Here is a 14,126-nt window from a genome sequence, read left to right on the forward strand (position 1 = left end):
AAAGATATATAAAATAAAAATTTAATTTTAAAAATACAAAATTTGTCAGATAGATGACGGAATTTATTCATTATAAGTTATAGAATTATTACAAAAATTAGGAAGGAGCGTTTGAGATGTTAAATAGAAATTTAACTATCTCTATTTTGGTGACTAACCATCACTTTAAAAGTGAGCAGGGCAGTTTAGCCTTGTTTAATGGGAGGAATTTATGAAAAAACATAAATTTGTGATTGCCGATTATAAACGCTGTATAGGATGTGCAACCTGCATGGCTGCATGTTTTAAGAGCGCTTATGAACGCGGCAAGCTGTCACGTGCAAGGCTAAGTGTGCTAAGAGAAGCTACTGGCGTTATGCCAACTCAGTGCAGACAATGCGACGATGGTCCTTGTGCAAATGTGTGTCCAACTGGGGCATTGCGATTTAATGATAATTGCATCGAGCTTCACGAGGAAATTTGTATAGGCTGTAAGATGTGCACGATCGCTTGTCCTTACGGTGCGATAAGCTCAAGTGCAGAGCTTATGCCTTCAGTAAATTACGCTGTCGAGCCAAAGTATAACCTTGAGATAGAGTCACAATCAGGTGCAAAAAATATCGCTGTTAAATGCGATATGTGCTTTGGTCGTGAGAACGGACCAGCTTGCGTTGATGTCTGTCCGACGAGTGCTCTTGTTATGATCGATCCAGAAGAAGGCAAACATAAACTTGGCAAGAGGATAGATTACGAGGCAGCGAATAAATTTGCTACTAAAATTTTAAACGGACAAGGAGCATAAGATGACTACGGTTTATATGCTATTTCTTGTAAGTGCCGTCGTTAGCATCTTGCTTTATTGTGCTCCAAAGGCCGCTGTAAAGGTTGGTTTTGGTCTAAGTGCTTTAAGCTGTTTTTACGCGATGTGTCACTTTGTTGCAAATATGGGAGTAAGCGATAGCTTTGCTCTTATGGATGGCTTTTTGTATTCGCCAAAATTTGCGCTAAATCCACTTGGAAATTTCTTTAGCTTTGTCGTTGTTTTCATCGGATTTGCAAGTAGCGTTTATGGTATGAGCTATGCAGATGAGTACATCAAAAAAGCAAACGTTGGCGTATTTGCATGTTTGTTTAATACATTTATACTCTCAATGCTTCTAGTAATTAGCGCTGATAATGTATTTTGCTTTGTTGTTTTATGGGAGCTTATGACTCTTATCTCATCGTTCCTTATCATAGTAAATGATGGTAAAAACACTCTAAAAGCGGTCATGGTATATCTTGGTATCGCACAAATTGGAGCATTTTGTATCACCTGTGGTTTGCTTATCACTGCTTACTATGCAGGAAGCTTTGACTTTAGCGCATTTATGGGTGTTAAGATGCCATTTGGCGCTTCTGCTGCTGTATTTGCACTATTTTTGGTCGGCTTTGGTAGTAAAGCTGGTATGTGGCCATTTCACGTTTGGCTTCCACAAGCTCACCCAGCAGCACCATCAAACGTTTCAGCCCTTATGTCAGGCGTTATGATCAAAGTTGCTCTATTTACACTAGTTAAATTTACACTTTACTTGCCACTTAGCACATATTTTGGCCTTACGATTCTAGCTCTTGGTGCAGCTAGCTCACTATTTGGTGTTTTATACGCTCTTTGCCAACACGACTTCAAGGCTTTGCTTGCTTATCACTCAGTTGAGAATATAGGTATCATCTTGCTAGGTCTTGGCACAGGAATTTACGGCGTTGCAGTTGGAAATTTAACACTTGCAGCAGTAGGTTTTCTAGCAGGTTGTTACCACGTAGTTAACCACGCTATATTTAAAGGTCTACTTTTCCTTTGCGCTGGTTCAGTCATCCACGCTACTCACACACAAAATATGGACATCCTTGGTGGTCTTGCTAAAAAAATGCCATGGACAAGCCTTGGTATGTTTATAGGTATCATGGGTATCGCAGCTTTACCTCCAGTAAATGGCTTTGTTTCAGAGTGGTTTACATATCAAGGTATGCTTCAAGGCGCGATGGGCGAGGGAACATTAGTTAGATATGCATTTACACTTGGCGTCGTAGCTCTTGCGCTAACTGGCGTTTTGGTCGGTATGCACCTCAAACTTTACGCTGTTATATTTGCAGGTACTCCAAGAGATCAAAAAATTTGGGAAAATGCTAAAGAGAGTCCAATAGGCATGGTTCTTGGCATGATCATCCTAATGATAGGCTGCGTTGGCTTTGGCCTTGGCGCAAACTACATAGTTGATTACATCATGCAAGCTGTAAATTCTATCGCTATAAGTGACTATAAAGCTAGTCTTGGTGCTATAAATGTAACTTCACCTATAGGCAGTATGATCTCAACTCCGTTGATAGCCTTGGTTCTTTGTTCAACAATGATTTTGCCATTTATCATCCTTGCTGTTATGAAAGCAAACAGAGATAAACCACGCGAGACTGATCCTTGGGCATGCGGCTTTAAATATAGCTCACGTATGCAAATGACAGGTGGTCCATTTACAGGTGATCTTAGAAAGATTATGCAATGGCTATTTAGAGCTGATAAAAAGATCGTTACTAGAAATTATTTTGACGCGGTTGAGTATCACAACCATCCAAAAGATATCTGGTGGGGAATGTTTTATGAGCCAGTCATTAAATGGTGTATGAAATTTGCTGATAAACTAGGCATCGTTCAAAGCGGATATACAAACGTCTATACGCTTTATATCCTAATTTATCTTTGTGCCATACTTGCTGTGGGCTACTTTTTAGTTTAGGAGACGAAAATGCAAACTATACTTTTAATGATATTTCAAGTAGTCGTTATCGTTTTGGTAGCTCCTTTGTTTGATGGTATGGCAAGAAAACTAAGGGCTAGACTTCAATCAAAACAAGGTAGCGATTTCTTTCAAACATATCGCGACATTATAAAACTCTTTAGAAGAGGAAGAACCGTCCCTGAGTGCTCACACTGGGTATTTAGATGGGCTCCATTTTTCCTTTTTGCAACTTCAGCTGCAGTGCTAGCTGCTATACCTATAACATATAGCAAAGATACTGTTTTTGGAGCATATTCAGATATATTTGTGATCCTTTATCTTGGCGCATTGCTTAGATTTGTATTTGGTGCAGCTTCAATGGATAGTGGCAACCCATTTGCAGCAACAGGCGGCGGCAGGGAGCAAATGCTGGGCGTATATGTCGAGCCAGTTATGATCATGTGTCTAATCGTCGTAATGCTTGCAGCTAAAACATCAAATTTAATTGAGATCCAAGAGATGGTAAAAACTGGCGTTATCGGATATCAAATCCCAAGTTTTGCCGTAGCTTCTATCGCATTTTTATGGTGCATGTACGTTGAGACTGGTAGAAAACCATTTGACGTAGCTGAAGCTGAGCAAGAGCTTCAAGAAGGCTTGCTTGGCGAGTATGCAGGTAGTGACCTTGGTTTAGTTCAAGCATCACTTATATTAAAACAGTTTGCTATGATCGGACTTTTCCTAACTATATTTGAGCCATGGAATTTTAGTAATCCTTTCTTAGCTATCATCATTTTTGTGATAAAAACTGGAGTATTTTACGTAGCGGCTGTCTTTATAGACAACTTTGGTCCACGCTTTAAAATGACTTCATCTTTACGCAAAAATGCACTTGGTGCACTTGCTATCTCGTTTGTTGCACTAACACTTTATGTAGTAGGAGTGTGAGATGCAAACACTTGATATTTTAGCCATTTGCATGATCGTAACTTCGCTTGCGGTTTTTGGTCTTAGAAGCTTGAAACTCTCAATCATTGCTTATGCGATTGAGACACTACTTTTAGTTAGCATATTTTTCTTGCTATCTGAGAAATTTAACGCCGAGCAGCTCAAAACTTGGGCGATCGTTGCATTTTTTACCAAAGTTTTGCTTGTGCCAGGAATTTTATTCTGGCTTATCAAAAAACTTGGCGTAGTTAGCGAAGATGAGCCAGTTGGTGGATTTTTTGTAAGTCCTGTTATTGCTATGGGATTTTCTCTAGCTCTTTCAATGAGTATCCACCCTATATTTTTAAAATTCTCTCTTATCAAAGAAGAGATCATGCTAATCGCAGCTGGAACAGTCTTTATGATGGGAATTTTTGGCTTCATGCTAAGAAACTCATTTATAAAACAAATTCTAGCTTACTGTTTATTTGAAAACGGCATCCACCTAAGCCTTGCTCTAATGGCTTATAACTCACATGAGTTAGTTGAGCTTGGAATTTTAACAGATGCGATATTTGCCGTTATCATCATGAGCGTCTTAGCGATTAGATTTTATAAAGCTTATGATAGCTTAGATACTTCTAAAGCTTCAAATTTAAGGGGTTAGAGATGGATAGTTTAGCTTTAATACTTATCTTACCGCTCCTTGGTGCTTTGGTCTTGTTTTTGAGTCCTAAAAATTATGCGGTATTAAGCGGACTTCATGTTTTGTTTTCTGCTGCGACATCGGTGGCTTTACTTAACAATGTTCTTAAAGTCTTAAGTAGCGGAACTTTTTATAGTTTTGATAAATTTTTATTCTTAGATAGCTTAGGCTGTGTTTTCTTGGTGCTTATAGCTGTAACTGGATTTATAGTAAATTTCTACTCTATCCACTACATGAGATGGGAGCTTGAAGACGGACACATCCACTTAAGCGATCTTAAAAAATACTACGCATTAAGCCATGTATTTATCTTTACAATGACTTTAAGCGTTATTTGCAACAACGTTGCGTTTATGTGGGCTGCTATCGAGGCAACAACACTAGCTTCAGTATTTTTGGTCGCTATCCACAAAGATCAAAAATCAACAGAGAGTGGCTATAAATACATTGTTCTTTGCTCAATCGGCCTAGCATTTGCACTTTATGCGACTGTTCTTTTATATTCAGCCACATTTAGTACTCTAGGAGATGGCGAAGCTTCTATGCTATTTTCAAGCATAATGGCAAACGCTAAAAATTTAAACCCAGATGCAGCAAAACTTATCTTTGTATTTGCTCTAATTGGTTTTGGTACAAAAGCTGGTCTTGCTCCAACTCACACTTGGCTACCAGACGTTCACGCTGAAGGTCCAGCACCTATCTCAGCCTTGCTTTCAGGCGTACTTTTAAAATGTGCGATGCTAGCGCTTTTGAGATACTATGCTATCACAGCTCAAGCTGTTGGATTTAGCTTTGTTGAGGGCATAATGATCGTTTCAGGAACTATCACACTATTTGTAGCGGGATTTTTCCTAATCAGACAACACAACGTAAAAAGAATGTTTGCATACCACTCAATCGTTCACATGGGTGTTATCGCATTTGCACTTGGTGTTGGCGGTAAATTTGGTCTATTTGCAGCGATATTTCACTGCTTAGCTCACAGCTTTACTAAAGCTCTTGCGTTTTGCTCAACCGGCAATATCGCAAGAATTTATGGCCACAAAGATATGAGTAAGATGGGCGGCATGGTTAAGATCGCACCAATTACAACTATAATGTTTGGCGCGGCTGTTTGCTCACTAGTTGGTGTTCCAGCATTTGCTATATTTGTTAGCGAGTATAACGTCTTTGTAGGAGCCATCACAAGTGGTCAATACATCGCAGTTGCGCTATTTGCTATTGCACTTGCAGTTATTTTCATAGCTGACTTTGCACACTTTAATATGGCAAGCTTTGGCGAGCCAAAAGGTGTGGTTGTTCATAATAAAGAGATGAGTTTGTTAGAGAATTTACCTCTTATAGCACTTTGTGCCCTTATCATAATCTTTGGCGTATGGCACGTAGATAGCTTTTATACGCTAGTAGATAACGGTGTTAATATAATGATGGGAGCTTTAAAATGAGAGGCGATAAATTTGTTGAAATCCTAAAAACCAAGGTAAAAATTTTAGAAGTAACTCGTCAAGCAGACGATCAGATCACAGTTTTGGTTGATAGAAATGATCTTCCACTAGCTGTTAAAACGCTTTATTATGATATTGGCGGCTTTATAAGCACTATGATACCAAATGACGAGCGCCAGATAAATGGCAGCTTTGCGCTTTATTATGCTCTTTCAATGGAAGGTAGCAAGATGACTGAAGCGGACGACTTTGCACCTGAGGATAAGTGTTTTATCACTGTTAAAACGCTTATTCCAGGAAGCGATCCGACATTTCCATCAGTTACTCCGCTAGTGCCAGCTTGTGTTTGGTACGAAAGAGAAGCTTATGATATGTTTGGCCTTGTGGCCGAAGGTTTGCCTGATAAAAGGCGTCTAGTCTTAAGTGATGACTGGCCAGACGGACTTCACCCACTTAGAAAAGATGCGATGGATTATCGCTACCGCCCTGATCCAGTTGACCATAGAGATGAGCCTGATGCGGAGTTTTTGTTTCCAGCAGGTGATGCAGTAGTTGATGTGCCACTTGGACCACTACATATTACTTCAGATGAGCCAGGTCACTTTAGACTTTTCTGTGACGGCGACGAGATCATCGACGCTGACTACCGCCTCTTTTATCAACACCGCGGTATGGAAAAGCTAGCTGAAAATAGAATGAACTATGATCAGATGGGCTATCTTGCAGAGCGCGTTTGTGGAATTTGTGGTTATGCTCACGCTATTGCTTGTATTGAAGCAGCAGAAAAAGCTATCAAGCTTGAAATCCCACTAAGAGCTCAAGCTATACGTGTCATCTGTCTTGAGATCGAGCGTCTTCACAGCCACCTTTTAAATATCGGTCTAGCTTGTGAGGTTACTGGTAACTACAACGCTTTCATGCACATCTTTAGGGTTCGTGAGTACTCTATGGAGCTAGCTCAGCTAGTAACTGGCGGACGTAAAACATACGGCAACGTCGTTATGGGTGGCTTAAGACGTGATATGACAAACCAAGAGATCAAAAAAGGCATCGAGATCATAAATAAACTTGACGTTCAAATTTCAGAAATTTGGGACGCAGTTATGGAAGATAAACGCCAGATCGGACGCTGGAAAGGTGTGGGAATCCTAGATCGCCAAATAGCACGTGACTTTAGCCCAGTTGGTCCAAATATGAGAGGCTCTGGCTTTAAACGTGATAACCGCTACGATCACCCCTACGACTTTTTTAAACAGATAGAATTTGAAGTAGCAGTTGAGCATGGTTGTGACGTTTTTTCTCGTGAGATGGTTAGATATAAAGAGCTAAAAAGCTCTATCCACATCATCCGCCAATGCTTTGAGCTAATGCCTCAAACTCCGATCATGATCGATCCTGTGACTATGATCAAACCTGAAAATTTTGCACTTGGTCATGATGAAGCACCACGTGGCGAGAATGTCCACTGGATCATGCAAGGCAGTGCTCAAAAAGTATATCGCTGGAGATGCAGGGCAGCAACATACAACAACTGGCCAAGCCTAAGATATCAATTTAGAGGAAACAACATAAGTGACGCTGCGCTTATCGTTTGCTCACTTGACCCTTGCTACTCATGCACTGAGCGTGTTACATTAGTCGATGTAAGGACTAAAAAGAGCAAAATTTTAACAGAGAAAGACCTTAAAAAATTCTGTCAAGATGGCGGGGTTAGTAAAAAGGATTTAAGATGATGAAGTTATTTGACATCACAGAAAAATATGGAAAAGCGACATACGCCTATCCATTTGAGCCATATATTGTTCCTGAAAATTTCCGTGGTCAGCCAAACTATACATACGATCTTTGCATAGGTTGTGCAGCTTGCGGTATCGCTTGTCCTAGTAACGCGATAGAGCTTAAGATGAACGAGGAGCAAACAAAGCTTGTTTGGGAATTTGACTGCGGACGCTGCATATTTTGCGGTCGCTGCGATGAGGTTTGCCCAACTGGAGCTGTTCGCCTAAGTGATAGCTTTGAGCTTGCGGTTAAATTTGACAAGAGCGCTCTTATACAAAGAGGTGAGCTCGAGATGCAAACTTGCAAATGCTGCGGCAAACCATTTACACCAAAAAGGCTTATAAATTTCACCCTTGAAAAGCTTGGCACAGCAAATTTACTCCCAGGCAGACTTGAAGAGGCAAAAGACTACCTTTATATCTGCCCAGAGTGCAAGAAAAATCAATCTGCTGAGAGGCTAACAAAAGGCATTGAGGAGGCTATAAAATGAGTCTATATCAAGTCCCAGAGGACATAAAAACAGCAAATGATCTAACTGCAAAGCTAGAGCATCTAAAAAATATCAAAAGAAGCTTTAGCGTTTATAGGATCGACTGCGGAAGCTGTAACGGCTGTGAGATAGAAATTTTTGCAGCTATTACACCGATGTGGGACCCTGAGCGCTTTGGCTTTAAGCTTGTAGCAAACCCAAGACACGCTGATATTTTGCTTTGCACCGGTCCTGTAACAAGACAGATGTATTATCCGCTTCTTCGTGCTTATGAAGCGACTCCAGATCCTAAGATCGTAGTTGCTCTTGGTGCATGCGGAAGCAGTGGCGGAATTTTCCACGATGCTTATAGCGTTTGGGGCGGCATCGATAAGATAATCCCAGTCGATGTCTATATCCCAGGCTGTCCTCCACACCCAGCAAGCATTATTTACGGCCTTGGCATGGCTCTTGGTATCATAGATCAAAAGCTTCATAAAAAAAGCTATGAAGAAGATAATACATTGCCACCTTCAGTTGAGAAGTCGGTCATAGGTGATATTTTATTTGAGCGCGACTTGCAAGCTGAAAGTAGAAGACTAATGAGCTATATCTTTGGTAGAATCCTTTTTGAAAAATATATGAATGCTATCAAATGTTCAAAAGATGTCCATGACCCAAGCATTTCAAGAGAGGCTGTGCTTACAGCTATCAAAAAAGAGGAAGATCCTAGATATGCTGAGTGCATGGGGCTTTTGCATAATGATGTCTATCTAAAATATGCAAAAGCTGATAAAAGCTTTGCGATAGATGTTGATAGCGAGGTTTGGAGTAAGAGATGATACAAGTTTATAAGCTTACAAAAAGGCATATGGACGACAACGATAAGCTTCCACGCGAGCTAAAAGAGATAAAAATTTTCTCCACTTGCGTGGGACATGGCGTTGGCACGATAGACTTTAGTGAGAAAATTTTAGAGCTAAGCGATGAGGAATTTGACGAGATGATCAAAAACTCAGGCGAATATGTGAAATTTAAGATCGGAAATTTAAGCAAATATTTTGAAGTTGAAATTTTTGCCGAGCATATCGCTAAACTCTTGCCACAGCTTTGTGAGTGTAAGCTTAAAGAAATTTTGGCAAATTTAAAAGAGGGATATATCGTGCTTAGGAAGGACTTTTGATGAAAAAGGCCATCCTTTGCATCGGTAATCCTATGCGTGGCGATGATGATGTGGGCAATGAAGTCGGCCGCATCGTGGAGCACGAGCTAAAAGAGTGGAAGGTCTTTTTTGGGCAAGATGTGCCTGAGAATGAATTCTCAGCTATTAGAGAATTTGCACCTGACATCTTGATAGTAGTCGATGCGATGAGCGGCTTTGATGAGGATAAGATAGAGTTTTTTGACCTAAGTGACGATAGAGACTATATCTACTCAACTCACAATCTACCAACGCCAGTACTTTTAAGCTATTTGCGTAAAATTTGCCCAAAGACGCTTTTTCTTGGCATTAGCGTCTTGCTCGAAAATGTCTTAAATTTTGAAGAGGGACTAAGCGAGCAGGCTAAAAAAAGTGCTAGAAAAGCTTTTTTGAGAATTGTAGAGATTGATAAAAATTTAGTTGGTTAAATTTAGCAAATAGCTAAATTTAGTCTTTTTGGTTGCTAAAGGCAAAATTTTGCTTTTAATCGCAAGCAGTGGTTTGACTTTAGTGATTTTGCAAAGTGTTAAACTTTGGTCGCAAAGATGAGTTTGGCTCATTTGCGAGATTGAAAATAAAAAGGAGAATGTGATGTTAAATCCGGCAGAAACCGCTCAAGCGGTCTCAAGCTCTATGGAGCATAAGGCTCATATGCCGCTTACTAGTATTATCTTCCTTGCTATCATGGCTGGTGCTGCTATTGCTATGGGTGATATTTTTTGGGCTCACTCGACAGTTGGTATGGCTGAAAATCAGTCTATTGGTCTTTCAAATTTTATCGGCGGTATCACATTTAGCTGTGGTCTTATGATGGTTGTCTTTTATGGCGGACATCTTTTTACAAGCTCTGTTTTAAGCGGCGTTAGCGCATATGAAGGAAAGCTAAAACTAGGTAAGACTATCGGATACTGGGCTATCGTTTGGATATTTAACTTCGTTGGTGGTGCATTGATTGCGTATATGTACTACTACTCAGGCTTGCCACTAAAGTATGATGGCTACATCTTGCAGCACTTTATACCAGCTGGTATTGGTAAGATCACAGCGCCATTTCATGAGCTATTTATCCGCGGAATTTTTTGTAATGTCTTTGTTTGTATGTCTATTTGGACTGCGACAAGTGAGAGCAATCTATCTGGTAAATTCTTTGCTATTATGTGGATGATCGGCGCATTTGTAGCTTGCTCTATGGAGCACTGCGTGGCGAATATGTTCATAATCACTGAAGCCATCATCTCAAAAGCTCACTATATAGCAGCAAACGGCGGAGATATCGCTACTGCAGCTGCAGCTTTAGGACATGGAATTACGGCTGAAAAACTAGAAGTTTTAAACTGGGGAAATTTCATCGGTAAAAACTTAGTTCCAGTTACACTTGGTAATATTTGCGGCGGACTTTTCTTTGTTGGTTTAGTTGGCTTTATGGCAAATAAATTCGATATGAAGAAAAAAGCTTAAAAATTTTTAGTCTTTGCTTTTTGGCAAAGACTAATCCTCTAAGACTACTCTTTGCTAGCCATTATAAAAATTTTTGATTTTTAGTTTGTGTAACTTTCAAGTCTTTCATAATCAATTATTAAAAACTCGTGTGGTGTGATCTTTCTTATGATGTCATCTTTTATAAGTTCATTAAAAGCAGTTGAAGCGCTTTGGCGTTTGAGCCCCACAAAGCTTGAGAGCACTTTTAGAGAAAATGGTAAAAAGAGGTAATGATAGCCATTTTGTTTTAGATCTTGCTCGCGTGCAAGTTCGATTAAAAAATTTGCAATCCTACCCTTTGCATCTTCAAAAAGTATGGATTTTATGATCTGGCGTTGCACGATGATGGCGTTTAACGCCGCTTTTAAAATTTCATCTACAACATTTACATTTGATAAAATTTCACTTATTTCGCTTAAGTTTATGGAGTAAATTTTTGCGTCTTCTAAAATTTCAAAAGCACAATTATCATCAAGAACAGCAATGTTATTTGCTTCCAAACGGTAAAGGATAAATTCTTCTCCATCTTCAAAAAACGAAAGCTTTGCACAGCCACTTTTTAAAATGATGATTTTGATTTCTTCTGCGTAGATGATGCTTGTTTTCGGAAGGTTTTTGTACTCAAATTTATCAAGCTCGGATTGAGTTAGGATATCTAAAATTTGTGTTTGCAAAAGACCTAAACGTGACTTTTTCATGATTCTCCCAAAAGTTGTTTTGGATTTTATCTTAGAAAATATTTAATCAAGTTGAAATTTTTGCTTTTTAATTTTTAAATTTCAATAATTTTTAAAAGTAGTATTAATTTTCAAAGAAGGTTGCATAAAATGCAACCAAATTTTTAAAAACCATGAAGTTTTTTTAGATTTTCATCTATAGGTTTTTTATGTCCATCTTTTGTTACACTGACGTAGGTTGCGATGGCGCTTGTGACATGTATAGTCTCTCTAAAACCACCGTCATTTAGCCTAAGTGCAGTCACTTCTATCTGCGTTGTTATCGATGTTTTGCCAACTGCGATGATCTTTGCGTAGCAGCTTAGCACGTCGCCAACAAAAACTGGTTGTTTAAAGATGATCTCTTTCATAGAAATCGTCACAACGCGTTCAGGAGAAATTTCTCTTGCAGCTTGCGCACCTGCAAGGTCGATCTGACTCATTATCCAACCACCAAAAATATTTCCAGCTGAGTTTGTATCTTTTGGTAGCATGACTTGTTTTATGCGTGGCTCACCAAAATCTTTTAAAATATCCATTTTTTGCCTTTTAGATGTCAAAATTTTTGGTTGATTGTAGCAAATTTTAATGGCTTTATGCTAAAATCTTGCAACTTCAGGGGATAAAATATGAATGATTTTAAAAGATTAAACGAACTTACAAAAGAGCAAAAAAACAAGTTAAATGCTATTTATAAAAACTTAGATGATGAGATAATAAATGAGGCCGTTAAAATTTGTGGTCTTGCTGGCACACCAAGCCAAAAACTAGCCCTTGCAAGAAGGATAGTAGATCTTAAAGTTGATCCGCTTCAAAACGAGCTAAAAAAGCTAAATTTAGGCGAGAACGAGCAAAAACGTGTGCTAAATTTAATGTATAACTATGTTAGAAATTTATATGAAAATCTGCACGCCAAGCTTATAAAAAAAGCAAAAGATGAGCAAATTTTAGAGCCTTTTTATCAAGTCTTTGTTGAGGCTATGCATGAGCTTGGGCTTAGTCTAAATGCGTGGCAAATTTCATGGCAGGATCGTATTATCGACACTACAAACAAAGAGTTTGAGGCTAAATTTAAAGATCTAAGCCAGGCAAATGAGTTTATCACTAAAAACGGCTTATTTCAGTGCGATAGTAACGGTGTAAGGGCCGATAGAACGTATGGCGCGGTAGTAAAAGAGGGCGAGAAATTTAGCTTTTTGCCTTACGCACTTGCTTTTAAAGATGAGGTGAGAGAGCTTAAAAGCGTTTTTGTTAAAAATCTTGAAATTTTAAGAAATTTAGCCAAAAATAATGAGCAAAAATCCTACGTAAAATACCTTGAAAAGCTACAAAATGCCTTTTGCGAAGAGGACAATGCTAAAGTGATAAATGCATGGCAAGAGGCTGAGATAGCGTGGATGGATGTAAAAGGCGCGCTTCAGCCAGGCCATCCGCTGGAGTACTACGAGGATGCCTACACGCACGCGGTTGCGCTAGAGTGGGACATCAGGTTAGTTGATAGCGAGGGCATTGACGAGCTTAAATTTAAAGAAAAAGTGACAAAAACTTACAAAAGCGTTTGCGAAAAGATCAAATTTGATAATGCTGAGACAAACAAGGCAGTTAGCGAAAATATCGCTAGAACGCAGCTTTATATAAGCGTGCCGATGATCTATTACGGCGCGGAGCTAAACGGGCTTTTTAGCGCTCAGGTCGTGCCAAATGATGAGAGCGTGAGCGCAAAATGTGGCAAGAAAATTTTTGCCTTTGTAAATCACGTCTATGATGGCGCAAAGGCAAAGCCTTTTATGAAGCTTGGGGCTGAAATTTTTAGCAAGGAATTTTTGGACTTTGGTAGAGAAATTTTATTTTTAAAGCCAAAAATTTGGAAAAAAGTCTATGAAATCTCAACGATCGGTCATGAGTTTGGGCACATTCTCTTTATCGGACTTGATACCGAGATGAGCATGAATAAAAGTGGCGTCTTTAAATTTATAGAAGAGTACAAGGCGACGACTGGCGGGTTAGTAAATTTCTTCTTGCACGAAGAGGCGGAGTATAAAATGGCCGTCTTTCACGAGCTGATCGCCCGTGCGGTTGGGCTTATCGCATGGCGAAAGGTCGATGAGGTGAGGGCTTACTACTGCGAGGGGCTCATACATCTTAGCCTACTTTTTAGAGCTGGAGTGCTTAAATTTGATGGCAAACTAAGCGTGGATATGAGCGAACAAGCTTACGCTAAATTTAAAGAAATTTGCTTAGAAAACTACTACGATCTAGCGCAAACATACGCTAAAAAAGATGATGCGAGCACATTTTTAGAGAAATTTTGCCAAAAAGATGAGCTAAGCTATCTGCCAAAAGATGAAGAGTGCAAGAAATTTGTTGAGCATTTTTACGCTAGATACGAAGCTATCGGCAATGACGTAGATGATAGTGGTGAGTGGCAAAAGTGGCAAAGTTTAGCCAAAAAGGTAGAGAAAGATAGATAAAGACGAAACATGATAAGTAAAATAAGTAACGAAAATCAAGTATCTTTTTTATTTATGTTAATACTTTTTTGTGTATATGTTGTTAGTTATTTTATTGCTAGTAGTTTTTATAATGGCATAATTACTGCTCTATTTGATTTTATGATCACATTATTTATCTTTTTAAAGCTAAAAGAGACAAAAAATTTAAAAACATATTGG

15 protein-coding genes are annotated in these 14,126 nt (G+C 39.1%); 13 read left to right on the forward strand and 2 right to left on the reverse strand.

Going from position 1 to position 14,126, the window contains the following annotated elements; genetic code table 11:
* Positions 1 to 211 precede the first annotated feature (211 nt).
* From F3H01_RS02590 to F3H01_RS02640, 11 genes are all read left to right on the forward strand, one after another.
* A complete protein-coding gene (locus F3H01_RS02590) occupies positions 212 to 781 on the forward strand; it encodes a 4Fe-4S dicluster domain-containing protein (protein WP_021091760.1) in 570 nt (189 codons plus the stop codon).
* Position 782: 1 nt separating this feature from the next.
* Positions 783 to 2,750 (forward strand): proton-conducting transporter transmembrane domain-containing protein, encoded by a 1,968-nt coding sequence (locus F3H01_RS02595; RefSeq protein WP_149724735.1) that lies wholly within the window; start codon positions 783 to 785, stop codon positions 2,748 to 2,750.
* Positions 2,751 to 2,759: 9 nt separating this feature from the next.
* The gene (locus F3H01_RS02600) at positions 2,760 to 3,680 is read left to right on the forward strand and encodes a respiratory chain complex I subunit 1 family protein (RefSeq protein ID WP_072594545.1); all 921 of its coding nucleotides are present in this window, start codon (positions 2,760 to 2,762) and stop codon (positions 3,678 to 3,680) included.
* Between the two features lies 1 nt (position 3,681).
* Positions 3,682 to 4,326: a hydrogenase 4 membrane subunit gene (gene hyfE / locus F3H01_RS02605; protein ID WP_072594544.1), complete on the forward strand. Its 645-nt coding sequence runs from the start codon at positions 3,682 to 3,684 to the stop codon at positions 4,324 to 4,326.
* Positions 4,327 to 4,328: 2 nt separating this feature from the next.
* Positions 4,329 to 5,810, forward strand: coding sequence for a hydrogenase 4 subunit F (locus tag F3H01_RS02610; RefSeq protein ID WP_021091695.1), 1,482 nt, complete (start codon positions 4,329 to 4,331; stop codon positions 5,808 to 5,810).
* Positions 5,807 to 7,543 carry a hydrogenase large subunit gene (locus F3H01_RS02615; protein ID WP_149724736.1) on the forward strand — a complete coding sequence of 579 codons (1,737 nt, stop codon included), beginning with the start codon at positions 5,807 to 5,809 and terminating at the stop codon, positions 7,541 to 7,543. The genes F3H01_RS02610 and F3H01_RS02615 overlap by 4 nt, the downstream gene beginning before the upstream one ends.
* Entirely contained in the window at positions 7,540 to 8,079 is a 540-nt protein-coding gene (locus F3H01_RS02620) for a formate hydrogenlyase complex iron-sulfur subunit (protein WP_054197155.1), read from the forward strand. The genes F3H01_RS02615 and F3H01_RS02620 overlap by 4 nt, the downstream gene beginning before the upstream one ends.
* On the forward strand, positions 8,076 to 8,900 hold the full coding sequence (locus F3H01_RS02625) for an NADH-quinone oxidoreductase subunit B family protein (protein ID WP_021091627.1): 825 nt from the start codon (positions 8,076 to 8,078) through the stop codon (positions 8,898 to 8,900). The genes F3H01_RS02620 and F3H01_RS02625 overlap by 4 nt, the downstream gene beginning before the upstream one ends.
* The gene (locus tag F3H01_RS02630) at positions 8,897 to 9,241 is read left to right on the forward strand and encodes a formate hydrogenlyase maturation HycH family protein (protein ID WP_021091884.1); all 345 of its coding nucleotides are present in this window, start codon (positions 8,897 to 8,899) and stop codon (positions 9,239 to 9,241) included. The genes F3H01_RS02625 and F3H01_RS02630 overlap by 4 nt, the downstream gene beginning before the upstream one ends.
* A complete protein-coding gene (locus F3H01_RS02635) occupies positions 9,241 to 9,687 on the forward strand; it encodes a hydrogenase 3 maturation endopeptidase HyCI (RefSeq protein ID WP_072594541.1) in 447 nt (148 codons plus the stop codon). Before F3H01_RS02630 ends, F3H01_RS02635 begins: the two co-directional genes overlap by 1 nt.
* A 163-nt stretch (positions 9,688 to 9,850) precedes the next feature.
* Positions 9,851 to 10,717 (forward strand): formate/nitrite transporter family protein, encoded by an 867-nt coding sequence (locus F3H01_RS02640; protein ID WP_087586109.1) that lies wholly within the window; start codon positions 9,851 to 9,853, stop codon positions 10,715 to 10,717.
* Between the two features lie 80 nt (positions 10,718 to 10,797).
* Here the strand turns inward: F3H01_RS02640 and F3H01_RS02645 are convergent, their stop codons facing one another.
* The gene (locus F3H01_RS02645; RefSeq protein ID WP_149724737.1) at positions 10,798 to 11,436 is read right to left on the reverse strand and encodes a Crp/Fnr family transcriptional regulator; all 639 of its coding nucleotides are present in this window, start codon (positions 11,434 to 11,436) and stop codon (positions 10,798 to 10,800) included.
* Between the two features lie 143 nt (positions 11,437 to 11,579).
* A complete protein-coding gene (locus F3H01_RS02650) occupies positions 11,580 to 11,993 on the reverse strand; it encodes an acyl-CoA thioesterase (protein ID WP_054197151.1) in 414 nt (137 codons plus the stop codon).
* Between the two features lie 90 nt (positions 11,994 to 12,083).
* On the opposite strand from F3H01_RS02650, the gene ciaB reads away from it, so the two are divergent.
* Together ciaB and F3H01_RS09375 are read left to right on the forward strand one after the other, a co-directional pair.
* On the forward strand, positions 12,084 to 13,925 hold the full coding sequence (ciaB, locus tag F3H01_RS02655) for an invasion protein CiaB (protein WP_149724738.1): 1,842 nt from the start codon (positions 12,084 to 12,086) through the stop codon (positions 13,923 to 13,925).
* 9 nt (positions 13,926 to 13,934) lie between these two features.
* Positions 13,935 to 14,126, forward strand: a 192-nt coding sequence (locus F3H01_RS09375; protein WP_223155335.1) for a hypothetical protein, incomplete at its 3' end; no start/stop codon positions are given.

Origin of the sequence: Campylobacter concisus (assembly GCF_902460875.1) — a bacterium.
GTDB classification, from domain to species: domain Bacteria; phylum Campylobacterota; class Campylobacteria; order Campylobacterales; family Campylobacteraceae; genus Campylobacter_A; species Campylobacter_A concisus_AA.

Bases quoted from the DNA above. Each gene is read 5' to 3' on its own strand.
- F3H01_RS02620 (WP_054197155.1), top strand. From the start codon at position 7,540: ATGATGAAGTTATTTGACATCACAGAAAAATATGGAAAAGCGACATAC.
- F3H01_RS02615 (WP_149724736.1), top strand. From the start codon at position 5,807: ATGAGAGGCGATAAATTTGTTGAAATCCTAAAAACCAAGGTAAAAATT.
- F3H01_RS02640 (WP_087586109.1), top strand. From the start codon at position 9,851: ATGTTAAATCCGGCAGAAACCGCTCAAGCGGTCTCAAGCTCTATGGAG.
- hyfE (WP_072594544.1), top strand. From the start codon at position 3,682: ATGCAAACACTTGATATTTTAGCCATTTGCATGATCGTAACTTCGCTT.
- F3H01_RS02650 (WP_054197151.1), bottom strand. From the start codon at position 11,993: ATGGATATTTTAAAAGATTTTGGTGAGCCACGCATAAAACAAGTCATG.
- ciaB (WP_149724738.1), top strand. From the start codon at position 12,084: ATGAATGATTTTAAAAGATTAAACGAACTTACAAAAGAGCAAAAAAAC.
- F3H01_RS02625 (WP_021091627.1), top strand. From the start codon at position 8,076: ATGAGTCTATATCAAGTCCCAGAGGACATAAAAACAGCAAATGATCTA.
- F3H01_RS02610 (WP_021091695.1), top strand. From the start codon at position 4,329: ATGGATAGTTTAGCTTTAATACTTATCTTACCGCTCCTTGGTGCTTTG.
- F3H01_RS02590 (WP_021091760.1), top strand. From the start codon at position 212: ATGAAAAAACATAAATTTGTGATTGCCGATTATAAACGCTGTATAGGA.
- F3H01_RS02630 (WP_021091884.1), top strand. From the start codon at position 8,897: ATGATACAAGTTTATAAGCTTACAAAAAGGCATATGGACGACAACGAT.
- F3H01_RS02645 (WP_149724737.1), bottom strand. From the start codon at position 11,436: ATGAAAAAGTCACGTTTAGGTCTTTTGCAAACACAAATTTTAGATATC.
- F3H01_RS02595 (WP_149724735.1), top strand. From the start codon at position 783: ATGACTACGGTTTATATGCTATTTCTTGTAAGTGCCGTCGTTAGCATC.
- F3H01_RS02600 (WP_072594545.1), top strand. From the start codon at position 2,760: ATGCAAACTATACTTTTAATGATATTTCAAGTAGTCGTTATCGTTTTG.
- F3H01_RS02635 (WP_072594541.1), top strand. From the start codon at position 9,241: ATGAAAAAGGCCATCCTTTGCATCGGTAATCCTATGCGTGGCGATGAT.